Source organism: Nonomuraea sp. NPDC047897 (assembly GCF_043204415.1).
Lineage (GTDB): Bacteria > Actinomycetota > Actinomycetes > Streptosporangiales > Streptosporangiaceae > Nonomuraea.
The window spans coordinates 222492-244084 of sequence record NZ_JBIDCC010000011.1 but is presented as its reverse complement, the minus strand read 5'-3'; the positions used below and the strand labels follow the sequence as shown (position 1 = coordinate 244084).

Below are 21593 nucleotides of genomic sequence, written 5' to 3'. Positions count from 1 at the left end.
GCCGTGCCCCAGGCGGGCGCGGGGGCTTCAGTCGGACTCGGTGAAGCCGATCGAGAACGCCGCGTCGAGGTCGTGGCGGGAGTAGGCGCGGAAGGCGATGTGGGTCTCGGTGTGCAGCACGCCGGCGACCTTGTTGATGCGGCCGGGGACGACCTCGGCGATCTCCTCGTAGGCGGCGACCCGGACCATGGCCAGCAGGTCGTACTCGCCGGTGATGGAGTAGACCTCGCTGACCCCGTCGATCTCGGCGATCGTCTGGGCGACCTCCGGAATCCGGTCCACCTCGGCGTTGATGTGAACGATAGCCGTGACCATGGCCCAACTCTAGCGGGTGACGTCCCCGGCCCGCCGCCCGCCGGACGCCGCGACGCGGCCCGGGAATGTCCGGGAGAGCGGGGAGATCAGGTCAGGGGGCGGCCTTCGCGGCGGTTGGGCGGGGTGAGCGGGCGGTAGGCCAGGTCGATGCGGGCCTTGTGCCGGGCCGCACCGTGGGCGGGCAGGCTCCACTCGCCGTCGACCTCCACCAGCCGCACCCCGGGCGACTCCAGCCACCGCAGGATGCACTCGGTCTCCGCGGCGCTGGCCGCGTGGACGGGCCCCGGGCCGGGGATGACCGCCTCCGCCGTGGCGACCAGCGACTCGACGAACGGCGTGGGATGGGCGCCGCGCGGCATGACCCCCGCCGCGGCCAGCCGGCCGTACCGGACGACGTGGATGTCCCAGCCGCCGTCGAACGCCGGGCTGGCCGCGACGAGCTGGGGGATGCGGGTGATGGCGGACAGGCGCTGCATGCGGGCGGCCGCGCGGACGAACGCGGCCAGCCGATCACGGTCGACGCTCGCCTCCTCGTAGCGCTGCTCCAGGGACAGCCGCTCCATGCGGGCCGTCACCGCGGCGAACACCAGGGAGGCGTCGTCGGTCATGGCGCGGCGGGCGTTGGCGGCGTGCAGGGCGTAGTCGGCGGGGCTCTCCCTGCCCTCGCAGGGGGCGCCGCAGCGGCCCATCTCGTGCAGCACGCAGGCCGAGCGGCGGGTGCGCAGGCTGATCGGCTGGGTGCACTGGCGCAGCGGCACCGCCTCGTGCAGCGCGGTGCGGGCCTCCTCGGCGGCGCGGCTGCTGCCGAACGGGCCGAGGTAGGCGGCGCCGTCGTCCTTCAGCTCGCGCACGATGGACAGGCGGGGGAACGGCTCCTGGGTGAGCTTGAGCCAGACGACCTTCTCGGGGAAGCGGGAGCGGCGGTTGTAGCGGGGTTTGGCGCCGCCGATGAGGCGCAGCTCGCGTACCTCGGCCTCCAGGGCGGTCGCGCAGACGATGTGGCGGACCCGCTCGGCGATGCCGATCATCTCGCGGATGCGCGGCCGGGTCTCGCCGGCGGTGAAGTAGGAGCGGACGCGGTTGCGCAGGTTGGTGGACTTGCCGATGTAGAGGACCTCGCCCCGCTCGTCCTCGAAGAGGTAGACGCCGGGGGCGTGCGGCACCGACTCGGCCAGGTGGCGCTTGCGCTGCTGCTCGGGCGTGGGGGCGCGGACGAACGACTTGAGCTCCTCCAGCGTGTGCACCTGGAACGAACCGGCCCGCTCGATCAGCCCGTGGAGCACGTGGACGGTCGCCCTGGCGTCCTGCAGGGCGCGGTGGCACGGCTCGGCCGGGCTGCGGAAGAACCTCGCCAGCGTGCCCAGCTTGGCGTTGGGGATCTCGTCGCGGGTCAGCACCCGGCGGGCCAGGTCGACGGTGTCGACGACCGGGTTGGCCGGCGGCGGATAGCCGTGGGCGGCGCAGGCCGCCTTGACGAACCGGGTGTCGAACCCCGCGTTGTGCGCCACCAGCGCGGTGCCGTGGATGAACTCCAGGAAGCTCGGCAGCACCGTCTCGATGCGCGGCGCGGCCACCACCATCGCGTCGGTGATGCCGGTCAGCACGGAGATGAACGGCGGGATCGGCCCGCCGGGATCGACCAGCGTGGAGAACTCGCCCAGCACCTCGCCGGCCCGCACCTTGACCGCGCCGATCTCGGTGATCGCGTGCTCGGCCGGTGAGCCGCCGGTCGTCTCGAGGTCGAACACGACGAACGTGACGTCACTCAGCGGGGTGCCGAGCTCGTCGAGAGTGCCTTGAACCGCGTCCACGACCAAGACCATAGAGAGGCCGACCGACAGTCGGGCGTCGCGGACCGATATCCGTCGCCTTGGATACTTCGTTACTCTTCCGGTTATGTCCGGGGGAGGAAGACTCGCCGACCGCTATGTCCTGGTGCGGCCGCTCGGCAGCGGCGGCATGGGGCGGGTGTGGCTGGCCAGGGACGAGATGCTCGACCGCGAGGTGGCGGTCAAGGAGCTCACCCTGCCCGAGGGCCTGCCGCCCGCGGAGCGGGCCGAGCTCGTCACCCGCGCCGTGCGCGAGGCGCAGGCCACCGCGCGGCTGCGCCACCCCGGCATCGTGGCGCTGCACGACGTGATCGTCGAGCACGACCGGCCCTGGCTCGTCATGGAGCTGCTGCGCGGCAGCACGCTGGGCGAGGTCGTCCAGCGGCACGGGCCGATGCCGCAGGAGCACGCCGCGCGCATCGGCGCCGACGTGCTGGAGGCGCTGTCCGCCGCCCACGCGCAGGGGCTGCAGCACCGCGACGTCAAGCCGGGCAACGTGTTCCTCACCGACGGCGGCCGCGTGGTGCTCACCGACTTCGGCATCGCCCGCCAGGAGGGCCAGGCCGCGCTCACCGAGCAGGGCGTCATGATCGGCTCGCCGGGATTCATCGCGCCGGAGCGGCTGGAGGGCGACCCCGGCGGGCCGGCCAGCGACGTGTGGTCGCTCGGGGCGACGCTGTACGTCGCGGTCGAGGGCCGGCCGATGTACGACGGGGCGCCGGGCGAGCGGATCACCGCCACGCTCACCGTGCCGCCGCCGCGCGCCTCCGGGCCGGTCGGCGAGGTCGTGGCCGCCATGACGGCGCGCCACCCGGTCGCCCGGCCCGACGCCTGGAGCGCCCGCAACGCGCTCAGGCAGGTCGCCGCGGGCCAGGCGCCCCAGCTTCCGCACCACGACGCCACGGCGCCGCGCCGGGTCAGGAGACGCGGGCGGGCCGCCTGGCTGTGGGCGGCGGCCGCGGTGACGCTCGCCGCCGTCGCGGTGGCGGTCACGTTCGTCGTGGTACGCGGTCAGGACGACGGGGTGCCCGAGGCGTTCGTCGTGCCGATGGACGTGTGCTCCTTGCTGACGCAGGAGGAGGTCGGCCGCATCCTGCGCATGCAGAGTCCGCCCAAGGGGCGGCCGGGCTCCAACGACGAGGGACCCAGCTGCGAATGGCCGGCCAAGGAGCAGCAGCAGGGGCTGGGCCTCCAGGTGCAACGTGACTCCGACACCCCCGACCCGTGGTCGATGACGCCGGCCACGGCGCGCACGCTGTTCGGGAACCAGCGTCGCGCGTGGGCCAAGTACGGCGGCGGGCAGATCGACTGGACCTGGCCGGAGATCGGGGCCGACCGCCGCCTCAAGGCGACGATCACGCCGGTCCGCCCCCTCGGCGGCCTGGGCGAGGAGGCGTTCGTCCACGAGCTGAAGGGGCCGACGCAGCGGACGCACTCCGCCTACGTGTACTACCGGCTCGCCAACCTCGTCGTCCGGGCGCACTACACGACGCTGGGGAACCGGCTGGGCGACGAGGACATCCAGCGGAACGCGCTCACGGCGGCGCGGGCGGTCGAGGGGACGCTGCGCCGTGCGGGCTGAGCCGTACCTGCTCGCCGGCCGCTACCTGCTCGTCGAGCGGCTCGGCGAAGGCGGCGCAGGCACCGTGTGGCGGGCCGTCGACCAGGTGCTCGACCGGCAGGTGGCGGTCAAGCAGGTGCGCGTGCCGGCCGGCCTCACCCCGCAGGAGAGGTCGGCGTTCACCGGCCGGGCCATCCACGAGGCCCGCTCGGCCGGGCGGCTGCGCGACCCCGCGATCGTCCTGGTGCACGACGTGGTGCTCGACGGCGACCAGCCGTGGATCATCATGGACCTGGTCACCGGCCGCTCGCTGGACAAGGTCATCAAGGAGGGCGGGCCGCTGCCGCCGCACGAGGTGGCCCGCATCGGGCTGCGGGTGCTGTCGGCGCTGGAGACGGCGCACCTGCACGGCATGCTGCACCACGACGTCAAACCGGCCAACATCCTGCTCGACGCCGACGGCTCGGCCATGCTCACCGACTTCGGGATCGCGGTGCCCCTGCACGGTCAGGACGGAGGCGGGCCGGGCGGGGGCTCGCTCGGCTACATGGCTCCCGAACGCCTCAACCAGCAGGCCGCCGGCCCGGCCTCCGACCTGTGGTCGCTGGGCGCCGCTCTGTACGCGGCGGCCGAGGGGCGGGCGCCGTTCGAGCGGCCCGTGCCCGCCGCCGTGGCGGCCGCCGTGCTGCTGCACACCCCGCCGTACCCCGGCAGGGCCGGCCGGGTGCTCGGTGACCTGATCATGGCGATGCTCGCCAAGGACCCGGCCGTGCGGCCCCCGGCCGCCCACGTGCGCGAGCGGCTGGCCGCGGTCGCCGAGCCGGGCCGCGGTCGCCGCCGCTGGTGGCTCGCCCCCGTGGCGGCCGTCGCCGCCGTGCTGGTGGGTGTCGGCGGCTGGTACGGCGTCGCCGCGCTGCGGGGCGGGCCCGACACGGGCAGGTTCGCCACGGCGCCCGACCCGTGCCGGCTGCTCGGCGACGCGCAGGCGGCCGAACTGCTTGAGGGGCAGGTCCGCCGGGCGGTGCCCATGCCGGGCGCGTGCGAGTGGAAGGTGGAGCAGGGCTCCCACCGCAGCCGTCGGATCGTGGTGCGGGTCTGGGCCGAGCGGCCGAACGGCGACCTCGGCGGGGCGGCCATGGCCGAGCTGAGGTTCGCCGGTGAGCGCGTCGCCAGGGCGGGGGCGCGGGGCACGGTGTTCGGCAAGGTCACCGGCCCGGTGTCCGACGTGACCGGCGTCGGCGAGAAGGCGTTCGCGCAGGTCGTCTTCCAGTTCAGCTCCGGCGACGTCGGGCGCTCGGACAGCGTGGTGCTCTTCCGCCGGAGCAACCTCATGGGAGAGGTGCTGGTCCGCCGCGCGGACGTGCCGGTGGACGATCCCGGCGCGGGCCGGGCCACGGCCGTCGCCGCCGCCCGGCTCGTGTCAGCGGCGCTCGGGCAGTGAGGGGCCGTCCTGCCTCCGCTGGAACGCCGATCGGTAAGTGGCCTTCAAGTGCGTTTACTAGCATATGGACTCGCACGTCATGGCGAACATCAGGAGTCCCCCGTGAATCCCGGTAGCGAGTACGAGCCGCCGAACCCGCCCGGGCCGGAGCCCGGCAGGCAGTACCCGCCCGCGCCCGCCTGGCCGGCCACGCCTCCACCGGCGCCCGGCCCCCACCAGCCTCCCGGCCCCGACCCTCGGCATCCGCCGAGCGGCCCTCACCAGCATCCGGGCCCCGGCCCGCATCCCCACCCGCACCAGCCTTCCGCGCCCGGCCCGCACCACCCGCATGGCTCCGGTCCGCAGCAGCCCTCGTCGCCCTGGCCGTCGCATCCCCCGGGCCCCGCTCCGCAGTACCCGCCGGGCCCCCACCACCCGGGCCCCCACCACCCGGGCCCCCACCACCCGGGCCCCCACCACCCGGGCCCCTACGCCCGGCAGCCCCCCGCGCCTCCCGGCGTGCCCCCGCAGGGCCCGCCGCCCACCCCACTGCCCACACCGCCGTCCCTCCTGCCGCCCACCCTGCCGTCGGCGCTCCCTGGCACACCGTCCGGCCCGCGCAAGCGGCGTGGCTGGGTGCTGCCCGTGGCGGCGGCGGCCGTCGTCCTCGCGATCGCGGGCGCCGCCGGCGCCTACCTCGTGTCCGGCAGGACCCCCGCGGGGACGGGCACCGTGGCGAAGCCGCCCGCCTCCGTGCCCGCGACCCCGGTCCAGGGGCCCGACGTCTGCGCGATGCTCTCCGACGCGACGACGGACCGGCTGGTGCCCGGCGCGACGGTGTCCGGCACGTCCCGCGACACCGAGTACACCGTCAACTTCGACTGCAACTGGACGAACCGCCGGATCTCGTTCGGGGACTACTGGCGCAGCCGCGAGGTGGACGTGAAGGTGCGCCAGCACAAGGGTCAGGGCGCGAAGACCGGCCGGTCCATGGCGCAGAACTCCTACGAGGTCGGCTACAGCGGCGCCAAGTTCCGTGCCACGGCCAAGCCCAGCGCCAAGTCCAGCGCCGAACCCGGCGACAAGGACTACACCTCGCCCGTCACGGACATCCCGGGGGTCGGCGACGGCGCCTTCGCCCAGTACGTCTGGCGGCGCTCCGGCACCGTCCTGTGGTACTCCTACGGCGAGGCGCACGCCCGGGTCGGCGACATGACGATCGAGGTCAAGTACCAGGCGTCGCAGCAGCGCAAGGACGCGGCCGTCCTGACGAACAAGACCACCCAGTCCGTCAGCGAGGAGAACGCCGTCCGCGAGGTGACCGCCCTGGTCGGGGAGGCCGCCAAGGGCGTCACCGCCTGGAAGGCCCGGCACCCGGGCGTGCTCGCCGTGCCCCGTGGGCAGGTCTCCAGCTCGCCCACCGCCCAGCCGACGTCCTCACCCCGGGTCGTCGCCTTCCCGCCCGCGTGCAAGGCCGTCGAGCCGGTGGCGAGCCGCCTGGTGCCGAACCCCACGCCGCGGGCGCGTGCCGGCGGGGCGGGCGGCGACGCGCAGACGGAGTGCCGGTGGCTCAACCTGGACGCCCCCGCCGGTGACGACGTCACGCGGATCCGCAGCGTGTTGATCACCACGCACCGGTTCACCAACCGGGCAGGAGCGCCCGACGTGGGCGCCGCCCGGGGGTACTTCGCCAAGGAGCGGGGGGGCGACACGGGGATGGAGGGCGGCGCGCTCGGCGGCATCACCTGGGGCAAGGTGATCGACCTGAAGGATCTGGGCGAGGCCGCGTACGGCCACTACATCAAGTACCGGCGCATGGACGTGCACAGCGGCAGCGCCTCCGTGGTCATGCGGCGGGGCGCCGTGGTGGTCAGCGTCGACTACTCGGGCGCCGAACGGCCGAAGGGCGAGCCGGCCAACTCGCCCAAGGTGCGGCTCATGCCCGAGAAGGAGGCGCGCGCCGGCGCGCTCACCGTGGCCCGCGCGTACCTCGCCGAGCTGGCCAAGGAGCCCACCGGCGGCTGAGCGTCCCGCCGGGGGCTGAGCGTCCCGCCGGCGGGCAGCGTCCCGCCGGCGGATCAGCGGGCGGCGTCCACGAGCGGCCGGTCGCCGCCGACCACGGGGACGAGGAACGGGTCGAGCAGCCCCGGCACGGCATGGGCCGCGAGACGCAGCCCGTCGTCGTGGCCCACGTCCAGCACGTCGTAGTGCCCGGCGCCCGCGGCCGTCGTCGCGGAGACGGTCAGCAGCCCGGAGCGGCGCTGCCCGTACGACTGCCTGATCGTCCAGCCGACGATGCCGGCCCGGTCGAGTGCGACCGTGCGGCGCGCCACCGAGCCGTGCCTGCTGACCAGGTGGCGGGCGCCCAGCGCGTGCCCGAGGCTCCGGTAGGAGTCCACGGCCAGCCAGAGGGCGGCGGGCAGCGCGAGCGCCGGGACGAGCCAGACCCAGCCGCCCGCCCACGCCTCCCACCCCTGGCGTTCCGCCCACGACACCCATGCCAGGCAGGCCGCGGTGAGCACCGCCACCCCGGCCAGCGCCCGGACCAGCCGCCTGCGCCGCGCCGCCCGAGGGTGGCCGACCGGCTCGGGCACCTCACGCGCGGCGGCCCCGGCGCGGCCGGTGGGGGCCAGGGCGGCGACGCGGGCGGCGAGCCGGGCCGCCTCAGCGCGGGGGAGCGCCGGGGTGAGGGCCGCGACGTCCTCGGTCTCACCCTCCTCGGCCTTGCCGAGCCCGGTCGCCACCGCGGTGACCCGCGCGCCGCCGCCGAGCCGCAGCAGCAGCGGTTCGCGGAGCTCCACGCCGCGCAGCCGGCGTACTTCCAGCGTCAGCGAGCGACTGGTCAGCAGCCCCCTGCTCAGCCGCAGCCGGCCGGGCTCGCGCTCCAGCCGGTAGCGGGCCCACGACTCGGCGAACAGCAGCCCGGAGCCGAGCACGCCGAGCGCCACGTTGCCCGCCACGAGGAGCGGCACCGTCACCCACGGCCGCCCGCTCACCCACTGCCACGCCGCGCGCAGCGTCTCCTCGGAGAACGCCTCCACCCCGAGCGCGTCCAGCGGCTTGTACAGGGCGCCGAGCACCAGGGCGCCGCCGGTGAACGCCCACACCGACAGCGGCGCGTACCTGATCCACGACCAGCGCAGCTCGGCCAGCACGCCGTCGCCGTGCTCCGCCCCGGCGGCGCTCGCGTCCGGCGGCAGCAGGGCGCGGCGCAGCGCCTCGCCGTCGCGCCGGGTGAGCGGGTCGAGGGTCAGCTCGGCCTGCTCGCCCGCGTGCTCGCCGGTGCCGACCTTGACGACGGTCAGACCCAGCACCCGCCGGAGGGGATCGGCGCGCAGGTCCACACTGCGCACCCGGTCGCGCGGCACCGAACGGTGCTGCCGTACGGCGATGCCGCTGCGCAGTTCGAGCCGGTCCCCGGTGAGCCGCCAGCGGGTGGCGCGCAGGCGCAGCGCGTCGTAGACCAGGACGGCGGCCACCGTGAGCAGCGCGACGCCCGCGCCAGTCCACACGATCGCCGCCGTCGCCCAGCCGAGCCCGGACAGCACGCGCGCGACGACGACCACGACGGGCACCACGACGGCCAGCGACTGGACCGACGACGCCCACAGGCTCCGCGCCGACAACGATCGCCAGGTCATGTGGCGTCACCGGGCGTGGCCTGGGTGAGCGTGGTCAGCCGGGCGGCCAGTTCGGCGGCCAGCTCGTGGTCCAGCCCTTCGATCGTGACGGCGCCCGAGGCGGAGGCCGTGGTGACGGTCACGTCGGCCAGGCCGAACATCCGCTGCACGGGCCCGCGTGCCGTGTCCACGGTCTGGATGCGCGACATCGGCGCCACCCGCCAGGTGTGGGTCAGCCAGCCCGTGCGCGTGTAGACGGCCTCGTCGGTGACCTCCCAGCGCTCCACCCGGTAGGCGGCGTGCGGGCCGGCCAGCGCCAACAGCAGCAGGCCCGCCCCGAGCACGGCCACCAGCACGCCGAGCCAGCCGGGCCGGTCGGTGAACGTCCAGTACGCCGCCGCCGCGGCCCCCGTGAGCGGCACGGCGAGGAGCAGTCCCTGGACGGTCCACCAGGCCACGGCCCGCCGGTCGGCCTGGTGGCGCGGCGGGCGCAGCGCGATCGTGCCCTGCCGGTGCGCCCGGCCGGATGTGCGTCTATCCCCTTGCATACCTGCAGCCTCGCGCCCGCGCCGGTCCGCGCGCCTCGGCCGTCGGTCTCGCGGCGCATCGACTTTGGTCTGCTGTCCGCGGGTTCCGGGACGCCGTACGCTCGTGCTCTGTGAGCGAGCGGCGCGAGCACGTCCCCGAGTACCGCTGGGCCCTGCCCTCGGTGCTCCTGGGCGACGGCGACGGCGGGCGGCCGGTGCGGCGCTCGACCCGCGACTGGATCGTCGACATCCTCATGTTCCTCACGGCATGCCTGCTGGCCCTGCTCACCGCGACCGAGCTGTACGACGAGCCGCGCGGGCTGGTGCTGACCGAGCAGGTCACCGGGGTGGTGTCGTGCGCGGCGGTGTGGCTGCGCCGCCGGTGGCCGGTGGCGCTGGCGCTCGTCAGCACGGTGCTGGCGTCCTACCTGGAGATGGCGGGCGGGACGTCGGTCGTGGGCCTGTTCACGGTGGCGGTCCACCGGCCGTTCAAGATCTCCGGGCCGGTCGCGGCGGTCAATCTCGTCACCCTCGTGCCGTACGGCATGCTCAGGCCGGATCCGAGCCTCGGCGCCGGCGGCATGTTCGTGCTGGGGACGGCGATCGTGGCGACGGTGTTCGCCTGGGGCGTCGTGGTGCGGGCCAGGCGGCAGCTCGTCTGGTCGCTCAGGCAGCGCGCGGTCATCGCCGCCGAGGACGCCAAACGGCTCGAACGGGAGCGGATCGCCCGTGAGATGCACGACGTGCTGGCCCATCGCATCTCCATGCTGAGCCTGCACGCGGGCGCGCTGGAGTTCCGGCCGGACGCCCCCGCCGAGGACATCGCCAGGGCCGCGAGCGCCATCCGCGACAACGCCCACCTGGCGCTCCAGGACCTGCGCGAGGTGATCGGGGTGCTGCGCCACGCGTCCTCCGCCGGCGACGACGGGCCGGTGCCCGACCCGCCCCAGCCGACGCTGGCCGACCTGCGCCCGCTGGTCGAGGAGTGCCGTCAGGCCGGCATGAAGGTGTCGTACACGACCAAGCTCGCCGGCCCGCCCGGCTCGGCCGGGCCGCGAGAGGACGACGTGCCGCGGGGGCTCGGCCGGACCGTCTACCGCGTCGTGCAGGAGGCGCTCACCAACGCGCGCAAGCACGCGCCGGAGGCGCCCGTCACGGTGACGGTGTGGGGCGGGCCGGGCGAGGGGCTGACGGCCGAGGTGCGCAACCCGCGCTGGGCACACCACGGCCGGCGCATCCCCGGAGCCGGCGCCGGGCTGATCGGGCTGACCGAGCGGGTGGAGCTGGCGGGCGGCACGCTGGAGCACGGGCCCCGGCCCGATGGCGACTTCCGGTTACGGGCCTGGCTACCGTGGTCGCCATGACGATCAGGGTACTCATCGTGGACGACGACGCGCTCGTCCGGGCCGGGCTGTCGATGATCCTCGGCGGGACGGGCGACATCGAGATCGTCGGGGAGGCGGGTGACGGGTCGCAGGTCCCGGGCATGGTCGCCGGGCACCGGCCCGACGTGGTGCTGATGGACATCCGCATGCCCGACGTCGACGGCCTGACCGCCACCGAGGCGCTGCGCGCCGGCAAGGAGCCGCCCGAGGTCGTCGTGCTGACCACGTTCCACGCCGACGCGCAGGTGCTGCGGGCGCTGCGGGCCGGCGCGGCGGGCTTCCTGCTGAAGGACATCCCGCCGCGCGAGCTGGTTGAGGCGATCAGGAAGGTGGCGGCCGGCGAGCCGATCCTGTCGCCCGCCGTGACGCGGCAGCTCATCTCGCACGTCTCCGGCGCCGTCCGCGACCGCGCCGACCGGGCCCGCGAGCTGCTCGGCGGGCTCAGCGAACGCGAGCGGGAGGTGGCCCTCGCCATCGGCCAGGGCCGCAGCAACGCCGAGATCGGCCGCGAGCTGTACATGAGCGTGGCCACGGTCAAGGCGCACGTCTCGCGTATCCTCACCAAGCTGGCGCTCAACAACCGGGTGCAGATCGCGCTGCTGGTCCACGACGCCGCCGGGTGATCCGGACGGCCGGGGCCTCCGCGTCCGCGCGGAGCCGCCGCTCTTTCGAACTGACGCTTGTTCATGAGATCGTCCGGTTACGGTCAGGTACGCGGCAGCCGTACCCTTGTCTGAAAGGGCATGTCACGAAGGGACAGTGGGATGAGCTCAGCGGGTGAAGGCCTGTCTCGCCCGCTTCCCGAGCAGGTGCGGCTCAACGTGGTCGACCTGGCGGCCCAGGTTCTCGGTTCGATGCCCGCTGTCGCGGTGCCCCCGCCGCTGCGCGGCATCGCCAAGTTCGACCCGCGCAAACGCGCCAAGCTGGGCGGGACGCCCATCGCCGCGCAGCTCGAGAACGACAAGAAGTTCCGCGAGGTGGTCGCCGAGTCGGTCGCCGACGGCTGGCCGGAGCTGGTCGCCTCGCTCGCCGACGGTCACGTGCCGCCCGCGGCCGACCCGGTGCTGGTGGCGGCCGCCGCCTACCTCATCCGTCCGCCCGGCTGGGCCGAGATGGTCGAGACCGCCCGCGCCGACCTCCAGCAGTCCGCCGCCGCGGCGGAGGGGTCGGAGCGCGAGGAGGTCGTCTCCCGGCTGCGCGAGCAGCTCGCCGCGCAGAAGAGCGCGGCCAAGGAGGAGGCCGACCGGCTGCGCGAGCAGCTCAAGGCCGCCCGCGCCGAGAACTCCGACCTGCGCCGCAGGCTGCACGAGGCCCGCGAGCGGGCCAAGGCGGCCGTGCGGCGGGCCGAGGAGATGGAGACGGCGGCCGAGGAGGCCCGCACGGCCGCCTCGGCCGCGGGCAGCGCGGGCGAGGCGGAGCTGCGCCGCCTGCGCGAGCGCCTGGCCGACGTCGAGAAGCAACTGGAGGCCTCGCGCCGGGCCGCCCGCGAGGGCCGCAGCATCGAGGACGCCCGCGTCAGGGTGCTGCTCGACGCCCTCCAGGACGCCTCCGCCGGCCTGCGCAGGGAGCTGGCCCTGCCCACCATGATCAGCAGGCCGGCCGACTCCGTCGCGGCCGTCACCGGCGAACGGCCGGGGGTGCGCGGCATGCCCGCCCGCGCGCTGGCCGACGACGACCCCCAGCTCCTCGACCAGCTCCTCGCGCTGCCGCAGGTGCACCTCATCATCGACGGCTACAACGTCACCAAGTCGGGCTACGGCACGCTCACCCTGGCCGACCAGCGCAACCGCCTGATGACCGGCCTCGGCGGGCTGGTGGCGCAGACCCGGGTCGAGGTGACCGTGGTCTTCGACGGCGCGGAGCTCAACGCGCCCGTCCAGGTGGTGGCGCCGCGCGGCGTGCGGGTGCTGTTCAGCGCGCCCGGCGAGATCGCCGACGACCTGATCCGCCAGCTCGTCCGCGCCGAGCCGCCGGGCCGGGCCATCGCCGTGGTCTCCTCCGACCGGGAGGTGGCCGAGTCGGTGCGCCGGATGGGAGCCAGACCCGTTCCGTCTGGACTGCTGCTGCGCCGGCTCGGCCGCGCATAGATTACGAATCTGACGTTTAGGTGAGATCTCACCTGTCACTTCAGTACTATTCGCCCCAGAACTGATCCCTGGGAGGCGACACTGTGAGGTTAGGCCGGGTACCGGTGGCCGCGGGAATCACCGTCGGACTGCTGCTGACCCCGACGGGCGGGGCCCAAGCCGAGCCGAAACCCACGATCCCCCAGGCGAAGGCCAGACTGGCCAAGCTCAACGACAAGGCCGACAAGGTCGTCGACCGCTACAACACGGCGACGGAGAAGCTCAAGCAGGCCCAGTCCGCCTACACCAAGCTCGACGGGACCTACAAGCGCAAGCTGGCCACCGTGGCCGAGCTGCGCGAGGACCTGGTGAACATGGCGGTCGACACCTACCAGGCGGGCGCCGACGTCACCTCCCTGCCGGTGCTGATGAGCAACGGCGACCCGACCAACCTGCTCGGCAACATCGCCATGGCCGGGCAGCTCGCGCAGGAGCGCACCGCGAAGCTGGCCGCCTTCGACCGCGAGAACCGCGGCCTGAAGGACCAGCGCGAGAAGGCCGAGAAGGCCCTGGAGGCGGCCGACGAGGAGCGCGACGCCGTCCAGAGGGAACGCGCCGAGGTGCTCAAGCTCGTCGCCCAGCAGAAGAAGCTGCTGGACCGGCTGGGCGCCTACCGGGTCGGCAACCCCAACAGCACGGGCGTCAGGTACACGGGCGCCGCCTCCGGCAACGCCGCCTCGGTGCTCAGGTTCGCCTTCGCGCAGATCGGCAAGCCGTACGTGTTCGGCGGGACCGGGCCGGGCGGCTGGGACTGCTCGGGCCTCACCCAGGCCGCCTGGCGGGCGGCCGGCGTGTCGTTGCCGCGCACCACCTGGCAGCAGTGGGCCTGGGGCTCGGGCCGCAAGGTGAACTACCCGCGGGACCTGCAGCCGGGCGACCTCATCTTCAGCGAGGGCCTGGGGCACGTGAGCATCTACGCGGGCAACGGGCAGATCGTGCACGCGCCGCAGACGGGCGACGTGGTCAAGGTCGTGAAGCTCTCCTCGTACGGCCGCAGCATCGTGGGCGCCATCCGCCCGTGAGAGCGGCGTTCGGGCCCTGACAGACCGGGGTTCGGTCAATTGTGACCACTGTCACATTTCGGTAACGGATCATCGTGTCGAGCAGCGACGGACGACCTTACTGACGGCCTTATCCCGGCTTTACAACTTGACCGGGCCTTTGCCGGATCGTGACCCAGCGCGTAACTTCTGGCGACGCGACGCCACGCCATGGCGGCGCAGCAGAGAGACATCCAGCGGTCACCGCCGCCCGATCAACCCCTTTCCCGGCGGTGGCCTGCCGAATCCGTGCAGCCAGGAGGCACGGAACCGGGGACCCAGCGATCCCTTCCCCAAGGGATCAGGGGTGAATCGGCGCACCAGCGCCGTAGGGCTACTTCCAGGCCCGAACCCGTCAGCTAACCCGGTAGGCGTTCGTGGAAGAGCCAAGGAGAAATCCTGTCTACCTCCTCGCACAACCCCCGTCTGTCCCGCATCGCGCTGAGTGGCGCCGCGCTCACCATGACCGTGACGGCCGGAGGTCTGGCCGTCCACGCCCCGGCGGCGCAGGCGGCGACGACAAGCACCACCACGGCCCGCACGGCCGCCGGCACAGCGGCCGGTACAGCGGCCGGCACGACCGCCGGCACAGCGGCCGGTACAGCGGCCGGCACGACCGCCGGTACAGCGGCCGGCACAGCCGCCACGGCTTCGACGGCGACCGCGGTCAGGTCCGCCACGTCGGCGAAGAAGACCACCGCCAAGCAGTCCCGAGCCGCCCGCCAGGCGGCCAAGGCCCGCACGGCCGTCGACGTGGCCAAGGACCAGGTCGGTGACCCCTACCGCTTCGGCGGCACCGGCCCCGGTGCGTTCGACTGCTCCGGCCTCGTCCAGTACGCCTGGAAGAAGGCCGGGGTGCGCATCCCCCGGGTGACGAACGCGCAGTACGCCGGCATCAGGAAGAAGGTCTCGTTCAACCACCTCAAGCCCGGTGACCTGCTGTTCTTCCGCGGATTCGGGCACGTCGGCATGTACGTCGGCAAGGGCAGGATGATCCACTCGCCGCGCACCGGGCTGACCGTGCGCGTCGAGAAGCTCAGCGGATGGCGCAAGGCGTCGTTCGTGGGCGCGGTGCGTCCCGGCGCGTGAGCCGGCACGAAGACCCCGTTCGCGCCTCCACCCGGAGGCTGGGACGGGGTCTTCGTGCGTCCGGCGGCGGCTACGATCGGAAAACGTGTCCGTGCCGGTGAACCGTCGCACCGCGCTGGCGTGCCTGCTGCCGCTCGCGCTGGCCCGCGGCGACGCTCCGCCCGGCGCCGCGGAGCCGTGGCCCGGCCGGACCCGCCTCGTGCGCGGCGCCCGCTCGCTCATTTTCGCCCACGGGGCGCCCGGCACCGGCCCGGCGGCGCTGCGGGAGCCGGCCCTGCGGGAGCTGGCGCTGCGGGCTGACGTCGCCGCCGCGCGGGTCGGCGCGGTCCTCGGCCGTACGGTGCGCCCCGTGGTCCTTGTGCCCGCCTCCGCGGCCGAGGCGGCCCGGCTGGCCGGGACGGGCCCGCTCGACGGCCTGGCGGCCGTGGCCGACGGCGGGCGGGTGATCGTGGTGCCCGGCGGGTTCGACCGGCTCACCCCCACCGGGCGCGACGTGGTGCTCGCCCACGAGCTCACCCATGTCGCCGCCGGCACCGGCGGGCTGCCGGTCTGGCTGTCCGAGGGTTTCGCCGACTACGTCGCCTACCGTGACGCCGGCCTGGCCGTCCCTGCGGCCGCCGCCGAGCTGGCCGCGGAGGTGCGGTCCGGCCGGGCGCCCCGCGAGCTGCCCGGCCCCGCCGCGTTCGCGCCGGGCGCCGACCGGCTCGCCGCCGCCTACCAGGAGGCGTGGCTCGCGTGTCGGTTCATCGCCGCGCGAACGGGAGAGGCGAGGCTGGTGAGGCTCTACCGTGAGGCTCGCGCCGTGGGCGCCGACCGGGCGCTGACCGCGCTGGGACTCCCGGTCGCGACGTTGACGGCACTGTGGCGCACGTACGTGCGCGACGAGCTGGGGTAGGGGAACACGATGGACGACCGCCGGCAGGCGGGCCCGGGCGGCCCGCGGGAGCGGGCCGAGCCGAGCCCTGACGTCGGCGCCCCGGCGTCGGCCGGGGCGCGGGAGCGGGCCGAGACGAGCCCTGACGTCGGCCCCCCGGCGCCGGCCGGAGGACGGGAGCGGCGGGCGGCCGGGGTGGCGCTGGCCGTGCTCGGCGCGGCGGTCCTCGCCGTGGTCGCGTTCACCACCCCCTGGCGGCAGCCGCCCTCGGCCGCCGACCCGGCGCGGGACTTCACCGCCGCCCAGCTCGCCAGGGCCGCCGCGTTCGACGCCGCGATCGACCCGCCCGGCTACCTGTCCTACGCGCTGGGCCTGCTGTTCGCCGGGCTGCTCGTGCTCACCCCGCTCGGCGCCCGGCTGCTCGGCCGGCTCCGCGGCCCGTGGTGGCTGCGGGTCGTGGCGGGCGTGCTGTTGCTGACCGCGATCCTGCAGGCCCTGCGCTGGCCGCTCGGCGTCTGGTACGAGATCCGGCTGCGCGAGTGGGGCCTGTCCACCCAGGACTGGGCGGCGTGGACGGGCGACCGGCTCAAGAGCATCGGCGTGGGAGTCGTCCTGACGTCCATCATGGTGCTCGCGGTCGTGGCGCTGGCCCGCAAGGTCCGGCGGTGGTGGATCCCGGCCGCCGCCGGGGCGTTCGCGCTGACCGTGGCCGCCTCGTTCGTCTACCCGGTGCTGTTCGAGCCGCTGTTCAACGACTTCCGGCCGATGCCGGACGGCCCGCTGCGGTCCAGCCTGCTGGCGATGGCCGACCGCGACGGGGTGCCGGTCGAGGACGTGCTGGTCGCCGACGCCTCCCGCCGCACCACCGCGCTCAACGCCTACGTCTCCGGCTTCGGCGCGACCCGCCGGATCGTCGTCTACGACACCCTGCTCGCGGCGCCGCGGCCGGAGGTGGAGCTGGTCGTGGCCCACGAGCTCGGGCATGCCGCCCACGACGACGTCCTCAGCGGCACGCTCGTCGGCGCGCTGGGCGCGGCGGCCGGCGCCGTCCTGCTGTTCGCGCTGTCCGGCCTCGCGCGCCGGCGCGCCGGAGTCGCCTCCCTGGCCGACCCGAGGGCGGCAGGGGTGCTCCTGGGCCTCGTCAGCCTGGCGGGCGTGCTGTCCGGACCGGCCCAGAACCTCGTCAGCCGCCACGTCGAGGCCCGCGCCGACGTGCACGCCCTCGACCTCACCCGGGCGCCCGCCACGTTCGTCGCCATGCAGAAACGCCTGGCCACCGCCAACCTCTCCGACCTGTCGCCGGACGTCGTGGAGTATGTCCTGTATGCGTCCCACCCGACCGCGCCCGAACGTATCGCCCTGGCCCGCGCCTGGGCGCGCCTGAACGGCGTGCCGGAGCCGTGACCCCACCGGCAACGGGTCCCGCGGGCGAGATCCGGACGCTCGTCGTGACCAACGACTTCCCGCCCCGGCCGGGCGGCATCCAGTCGTTCGTGCACGGCCTGGCGCTGCGCACGCCCGGCGTGGCCGTCTACGCGCCGGCCTGGAAGGGGTGCGCCGAGTTCGACCGCCGGCAGCCGTACCCGGTCGTGCGTCACCCCACCTCGCTCATGCTGCCCACGCCCGCGGTCGCCCGGGCGGCGGCCGGACTGGTGGCCGCGCACGGCGCGCGGACCGTCGTGTTCGGCGCGGCGGCCCCGCTCGGGCTGCTCGCCCCCGCGGTGCGCGCGGCCGGCGCCCGGCGCGTCGTCATGCTCACCCACGGCCACGAGGCGGCCTGGGCGGGCACACCCGGGTTCCGCCGGGTGCTGCGCCGCATCGGCGAGCACGCCGACGTGGTCACCTACCTCGGCGAGTACACGCGGGCCCGGCTGGCCGCCGTCGTCGATCCGGGCAAGCTGGTGCGGCTCGCCCCGGGTGTCGACACGGGGCTGTTCCACCCGCCGGCCGACCCCGACGCCGCCAAGGCCCGGCTCGGCCTGGCGGGCCGGCCCGTGGTGGTGTGCGTGTCGAGGCTCGTGCCGCGCAAGGGGCAGGACCAGCTCATCAGGGCCTGGCCCGAGGTGCTGCGCACGGTGCCCGACGCGGTGCTGCTGCTGGTCGGCGGCGGCCCGTACCGCCGCGCCCTGCGGCGGCTCGCGCGCGGCCGGGAGCCGGTCCGCTTCACCGGCACCGTCCCCGCGGCCGACCTGCCCGGCTACTACGCGGCCGGCGACGTGTTCGCCATGCCGTGCCGCACCCGGCTGCGCGGGATCGACGTCGAAGGGCTCGGCATCGTCTTCCTGGAGGCCTCGGCCACCGGCCTGCCCGTGGTCGCCGGGGCTTCCGGCGGGGCGCCCGACGCCGTACGGCAGGGCGAGACCGGCCTCGTCGTCGACGGGACCGACCCGGCGGAGGTGGCCGCCGCACTGGTGGAGCTGCTCGCGAACCCCGACCGCGCGCGCAAGCTCGGCGCGGGCGGCCGAGACTGGATCACCCGCGAGTGGACCTGGGACCAGGTCGCCGCCCGCTTCCACACCCTGCTCGCCTGACGGCCTCCCGGCCGGCCCGGGTCAGGAGTACAGCGCCTCGACGTCGGCGGCGAAGTCGCGCATCACGACATTGCGCTTGATCTTCAGCGTGGGGGTCAGGTGGCCGCTGTCCTCGGTGATGTCGGCGTCCAGGATCGCGAACTTCTTGATCTGCTCGGCCTGCGACACCAGGCCGTTCGCGCGGTCCACCGCCGCCTGCACCTCGGCCAGGACGCGCGGGTCGGCGCGCAGCTCCGCCGCGCCCGCCCCCGGCCGGCCGGCCGCCGCCGCCCACGGCTCCAGCGCCTCCGGGTCCAGGGTGACCAGCGCGCCGACGAACGGCTTGCCGTCGCCCACCACCACCGCCTGGGAGACCAGCGGATGGGCGCGCAGGGAGTCCTCCAGCGGCCCCGGCGCGACGTTCTTGCCGGCCGCCGTGACCAGGATCTCCTTCTTGCGTCCGGTGATGCTCAGGTAGCCGTCGGCGTCGAGCGTCCCGATGTCGCCCGTGTGGTACCAGCCGTCGGCGTCGATCGCCTCGGCCGTGGCCTCGTCGTTGTTCCAGTAGCCGGCGAACACGTGGCGGCCCTTGACCAGGATCTCCCCGTCGTCGGCGATGGCCAGCGTCGCGCCGGGCAGCGGCTTGCCGACCGTGCCGATCTTGTTGGCGCCGGGCATGTTGACCGCGGACGGGGCCGAGGTCTCGGTCAGGCCGTACCCCTCGAACACCTCGATCCCGACGCCCCGGAAGAAGTGGCCGAGCCGCTCGCCCAGCGCGGAGCCGCCGCAGACGGCCGCCGACAGGCGGCCGCCGGTGGCCGCTCGCAGCTTGCCGTACACCAGCCGGTCGAACAGCGCCCGGCGCAGCCGCAGCCCCAGGCCGGCGCCGCCCGAGCTCTCGGCCCGGCTCCACGCCACCGCCACCTCGACCGCGCGGGCGAAGATCGCGCCCTTGCCGCCGGCGATCGCCTTCTGCTCGGCGCCGTTGTAGACCTTCTCGAAGACCCGCGGCACCCCCAGCAGGAACGTCGGCCGGAACTCGACCAGGTCGGGGGCCACGTTCTTCATGTTCGGCGTGTGGGCCAGCACGGCGCCCGCCTCGACGAGCACCACCTGGATCATGCGGGCGAGGATGTGCGCCAGCGGCAGGAACAGCAGCGCCGCCGGGTCCTTCGTGGTGAACAGCGGCTCCAGCGGCCCCGCCAGCACGTTGCGGGCGGTGTAGAGCAGGTTGTCGTGGGTGATGCGGCAGCCCTTGGGCCGGCCGGTGGTGCCCGAGGTGTAGACGATCGTCGCCAGGTCGGCCCCGACCACCCCGTCCCGGCGCTCGCGCAGCGCCTCGTCCGGCACCCCGGAGCCGTCGATCGTCCCGTCGAGCGCCGCCTCGACCCGCCACACGTCCTTCAGGTCCGGCACGGCCTCGCGCACCGTCTCCTCGTGCCGGTCCAGCTCGACGAAGGCCGCCTTGGCGCCGCTGTCGGTCAGGATCCAGCGCACCTGCTCGGCGGAGGACGTCTCGTAGATCGGCACGGTCACCGCGCCCACCGACCAGACGGCGTAGTCGATCAGCGTCCACTCGTAGCGGGTGCGTGACATGAGCGCCACCCGGTCGCCGTGCTCCACCCCCGCCGCGATCAGCCCCCGGGCCAGCGCGGCCACCTGGTCGCGCAGCTCGGCGGCGGTCACGGCGGCCCAGGCGGCGCCGTCCTTGCGGCGCATGACCACGGTGCCCGGCTCCCGCTCGCCCCGCGCGAAGATCGTGTCGGGCAGGCTCGCGGTGGCAGGCACATCCACCAGCACGGGAACGCTGTACTCGCGCACGGACCAACTCCTCCGGGTGCACGCTTCGGGGACGGCCTGGACGTTACCGCGATAAGTTACGCACCGGTAGCCCCGACATCCAGGCGTTATCAAGGGCATTCCTCACGCTAGCAGCCGCCGTGCGTAGGATTCCCCGCATGAGGCTTCACGTCGTCAGCGATGTGCACGGCCGGGCCGACGCGCTGGCACGGGCGGCTGACGGGGCCGACGCGCTCGTGTGCCTGGGCGATCTGATCCTGTTCGTCGACTACCACGACCACGCTCAGGGGATCTTCGCCGACCTGTTCGGCGCGGAGCGGGCGGCGGAGTTCGTCGCGTTGCGCACCGCCAAGCGGTTCGACGAGGCCCGAGCCATGTCGGCCCGCCTGTGGGCCACCCTCGACGGTGACCCGCGCGAGCACATCGAACGCAGCGTGCGGACCCAGTACGACCAACTGTTCACGGCGATGCCCGAACCCGCCTACCTCACCTACGGCAACGTGGACATCCCGCGCCTGTGGCCCGACTACCTGCGTCCCGGGCACCAGGTGCTCGACGGGGAGGTCGTCGAGATCGGCGGCTGGCGCTTCGGGTTCGTCGGCGGTGGGCTGCGGACCGACTACCGCACGCCGTACGAGATCGACGACGAGGAGTACGCCGCCAAGGTGGAGGCGCTGGGCGAGGTGGACGTGCTGTGCACGCACATCCCGCCCGCGGTGCCGGAGCTGCTCTACGACGTGGTCGCCCGGCGTCTGGAGCGGGGGAGCGAGGCGACGCTGGCGGCGATCAGGCGGACCCAGCCGCGCTACGCCCTGTTCGGCCACGTGCACCAGCCCCTGTGCCGGCGCACCCGCATCGGCCGCACCGAGTGCGTCAACGTCGGCCACTTCCGCGGCCGGGGCGTCCCCCACGTCCTCGAATGGTGAGCCGTCCCGCCGGGGGTCGTGCACCACGGCGGGCCGCGTTCAGCGGTCCGCCGCACGTAGCGGTTTGTGCACTACGGCGGGCCGCGTTCAGCGGTCCGCCGCAGGTAGCGGTTTGTGCACTACGGTGGTCGCATGGCTGATCGCACCAGTTCGAGCATCACCATCGACGCCGATCGTGCGCGCGTGATGACGGTCATCGCGGACTTCCCCGCCTACCCCGAGTGGGCCGGCCAGGTCAGGAGCGCCGAGGTCCTCGGCACGGGCGCCGACGGCCGGCCCGAGACGGTGCGGTTCGTCCTCGACGCGGGCGTGATCAACGACACCTACACCCTCGGCTACACCTGGCACGGCGACGAGAGCGTCACCTGGCACGTGGTCGAGCAGGGCAAGATGGTCGCCGAACTCGACGGCAGCTACCGGCTCGCCGAGGCGGGCGGCGGCACCGAGGTGACCTACGAGCTGGCGGTCGACGTCAAGGTGCCGATGATCGGCATGCTCAGGCGCAAGGCCGAGAAGGTCATCGTGGACACCGCGCTCAAGGGTCTCAAGAAGCGCGTCGAAGGCCGCTGAG

18 protein-coding genes and 1 riboswitch are annotated in these 21593 nt (G+C 74.5%); of the genes, 13 read left to right on the top strand and 5 right to left on the bottom strand.

Going from position 1 to position 21593, the window contains the following annotated elements; translation table 11 throughout:
• Positions 1 to 27: 27 nt before the first annotated feature.
• On the bottom strand, positions 28 to 315 hold the full coding sequence (locus ACGF0J_RS25305) for an Lrp/AsnC family transcriptional regulator (protein ID WP_393149445.1): 288 nt from the start codon (positions 313 to 315) through the stop codon (positions 28 to 30).
• 86 nt (positions 316 to 401) lie between these two features.
• The gene (locus ACGF0J_RS25300; protein ID WP_393149444.1) at positions 402 to 2138 is read right to left on the bottom strand and encodes a DEDD exonuclease domain-containing protein; all 1737 of its coding nucleotides are present in this window, start codon (positions 2136 to 2138) and stop codon (positions 402 to 404) included.
• Positions 2139 to 2211: 73 nt separating this feature from the next.
• Between ACGF0J_RS25300 and ACGF0J_RS25295 the strand changes: the two genes are divergently transcribed.
• The 3 genes from ACGF0J_RS25295 (at position 2212) to ACGF0J_RS25285 (ending at position 7150) form a co-directional block, all read left to right on the top strand.
• Entirely contained in the window at positions 2212 to 3726 is a 1515-nt protein-coding gene (locus tag ACGF0J_RS25295; RefSeq protein WP_393149443.1) for a serine/threonine-protein kinase, read from the top strand.
• Positions 3716 to 5146, top strand: coding sequence for a serine/threonine-protein kinase (locus tag ACGF0J_RS25290; RefSeq protein ID WP_393149442.1), 1431 nt, complete (start codon positions 3716 to 3718; stop codon positions 5144 to 5146). Before ACGF0J_RS25295 ends, ACGF0J_RS25290 begins: the two co-directional genes overlap by 11 nt.
• Positions 5147 to 5644: 498 nt before the next feature.
• On the top strand, positions 5645 to 7150 hold the full coding sequence (locus tag ACGF0J_RS25285) for a hypothetical protein (RefSeq protein WP_393149441.1): 1506 nt from the start codon (positions 5645 to 5647) through the stop codon (positions 7148 to 7150).
• Between the two features lie 53 nt (positions 7151 to 7203).
• Here the strand turns inward: ACGF0J_RS25285 and ACGF0J_RS25280 are convergent, their stop codons facing one another.
• Both ACGF0J_RS25280 and ACGF0J_RS25275 read right to left on the bottom strand, forming a co-directional pair.
• Entirely contained in the window at positions 7204 to 8766 is a 1563-nt protein-coding gene (locus ACGF0J_RS25280) for a PH domain-containing protein (RefSeq protein ID WP_393149440.1), read from the bottom strand.
• On the bottom strand, positions 8763 to 9293 hold the full coding sequence (locus tag ACGF0J_RS25275; RefSeq protein ID WP_393149439.1) for a PH domain-containing protein: 531 nt from the start codon (positions 9291 to 9293) through the stop codon (positions 8763 to 8765). The genes ACGF0J_RS25280 and ACGF0J_RS25275 overlap by 4 nt, the downstream gene beginning before the upstream one ends.
• Before the next feature lie 110 nt (positions 9294 to 9403).
• On the opposite strand from ACGF0J_RS25275, the gene ACGF0J_RS25270 reads away from it, so the two are divergent.
• The 8 genes from ACGF0J_RS25270 (at position 9404) to ACGF0J_RS25235 (ending at position 18317) form a co-directional block, all read left to right on the top strand.
• Positions 9404 to 10636, top strand: a complete 1233-nt coding sequence (locus ACGF0J_RS25270) for a sensor histidine kinase (protein WP_393149438.1) — start codon at positions 9404 to 9406, stop codon at positions 10634 to 10636.
• Positions 10633 to 11280, top strand: coding sequence for a response regulator (locus ACGF0J_RS25265; RefSeq protein ID WP_393149437.1), 648 nt, complete (start codon positions 10633 to 10635; stop codon positions 11278 to 11280). Before ACGF0J_RS25270 ends, ACGF0J_RS25265 begins: the two co-directional genes overlap by 4 nt.
• A gap of 141 nt (positions 11281 to 11421) precedes the next feature.
• Positions 11422 to 12744: an NYN domain-containing protein gene (locus tag ACGF0J_RS25260; RefSeq protein ID WP_393149436.1), complete on the top strand. Its 1323-nt coding sequence runs from the start codon at positions 11422 to 11424 to the stop codon at positions 12742 to 12744.
• A gap of 104 nt (positions 12745 to 12848) precedes the next feature.
• Complete coding sequence (locus ACGF0J_RS25255; RefSeq protein WP_393149435.1) at positions 12849 to 13805, top strand: NlpC/P60 family protein; 957 nt, start codon at positions 12849 to 12851, stop codon at positions 13803 to 13805.
• Positions 13806 to 14052: 247 nt separating this feature from the next.
• A riboswitch (cyclic di-AMP (ydaO/yuaA leader) is annotated at positions 14053 to 14212 on the top strand.
• A 73-nt stretch (positions 14213 to 14285) separates the two neighbouring features.
• Positions 14286 to 14912: a C40 family peptidase gene (locus ACGF0J_RS25250; protein WP_393149434.1), complete on the top strand. Its 627-nt coding sequence runs from the start codon at positions 14286 to 14288 to the stop codon at positions 14910 to 14912.
• Positions 14913 to 14997: 85 nt separating this feature from the next.
• Positions 14998 to 15807, top strand: a complete 810-nt coding sequence (locus ACGF0J_RS25245; protein ID WP_393149433.1) for a hypothetical protein — start codon at positions 14998 to 15000, stop codon at positions 15805 to 15807.
• Between the two features lie 9 nt (positions 15808 to 15816).
• Positions 15817 to 17190: a M48 family metallopeptidase gene (locus ACGF0J_RS25240; RefSeq protein ID WP_393149432.1), complete on the top strand. Its 1374-nt coding sequence runs from the start codon at positions 15817 to 15819 to the stop codon at positions 17188 to 17190.
• Positions 17187 to 18317 (top strand): glycosyltransferase family 4 protein, encoded by a 1131-nt coding sequence (locus tag ACGF0J_RS25235; protein WP_393149431.1) that lies wholly within the window; start codon positions 17187 to 17189, stop codon positions 18315 to 18317. The genes ACGF0J_RS25240 and ACGF0J_RS25235 overlap by 4 nt, the downstream gene beginning before the upstream one ends.
• Before the next feature lie 21 nt (positions 18318 to 18338).
• Here the strand turns inward: ACGF0J_RS25235 and ACGF0J_RS25230 are convergent, their stop codons facing one another.
• Entirely contained in the window at positions 18339 to 20117 is a 1779-nt protein-coding gene (locus tag ACGF0J_RS25230; protein ID WP_393149430.1) for an AMP-dependent synthetase/ligase, read from the bottom strand.
• Between the two features lie 137 nt (positions 20118 to 20254).
• Between ACGF0J_RS25230 and ACGF0J_RS25225 the strand changes: the two genes are divergently transcribed.
• Both ACGF0J_RS25225 and ACGF0J_RS25220 read left to right on the top strand, forming a co-directional pair.
• Positions 20255 to 21022 carry a metallophosphoesterase gene (locus ACGF0J_RS25225; protein ID WP_393149429.1) on the top strand — a complete coding sequence of 256 codons (768 nt, stop codon included), beginning with the start codon at positions 20255 to 20257 and terminating at the stop codon, positions 21020 to 21022.
• 132 nt (positions 21023 to 21154) lie between these two features.
• The gene (locus ACGF0J_RS25220) at positions 21155 to 21592 is read left to right on the top strand and encodes an SRPBCC family protein (protein WP_393149428.1); all 438 of its coding nucleotides are present in this window, start codon (positions 21155 to 21157) and stop codon (positions 21590 to 21592) included.
• Position 21593: the final 1 nt, after the last annotated feature.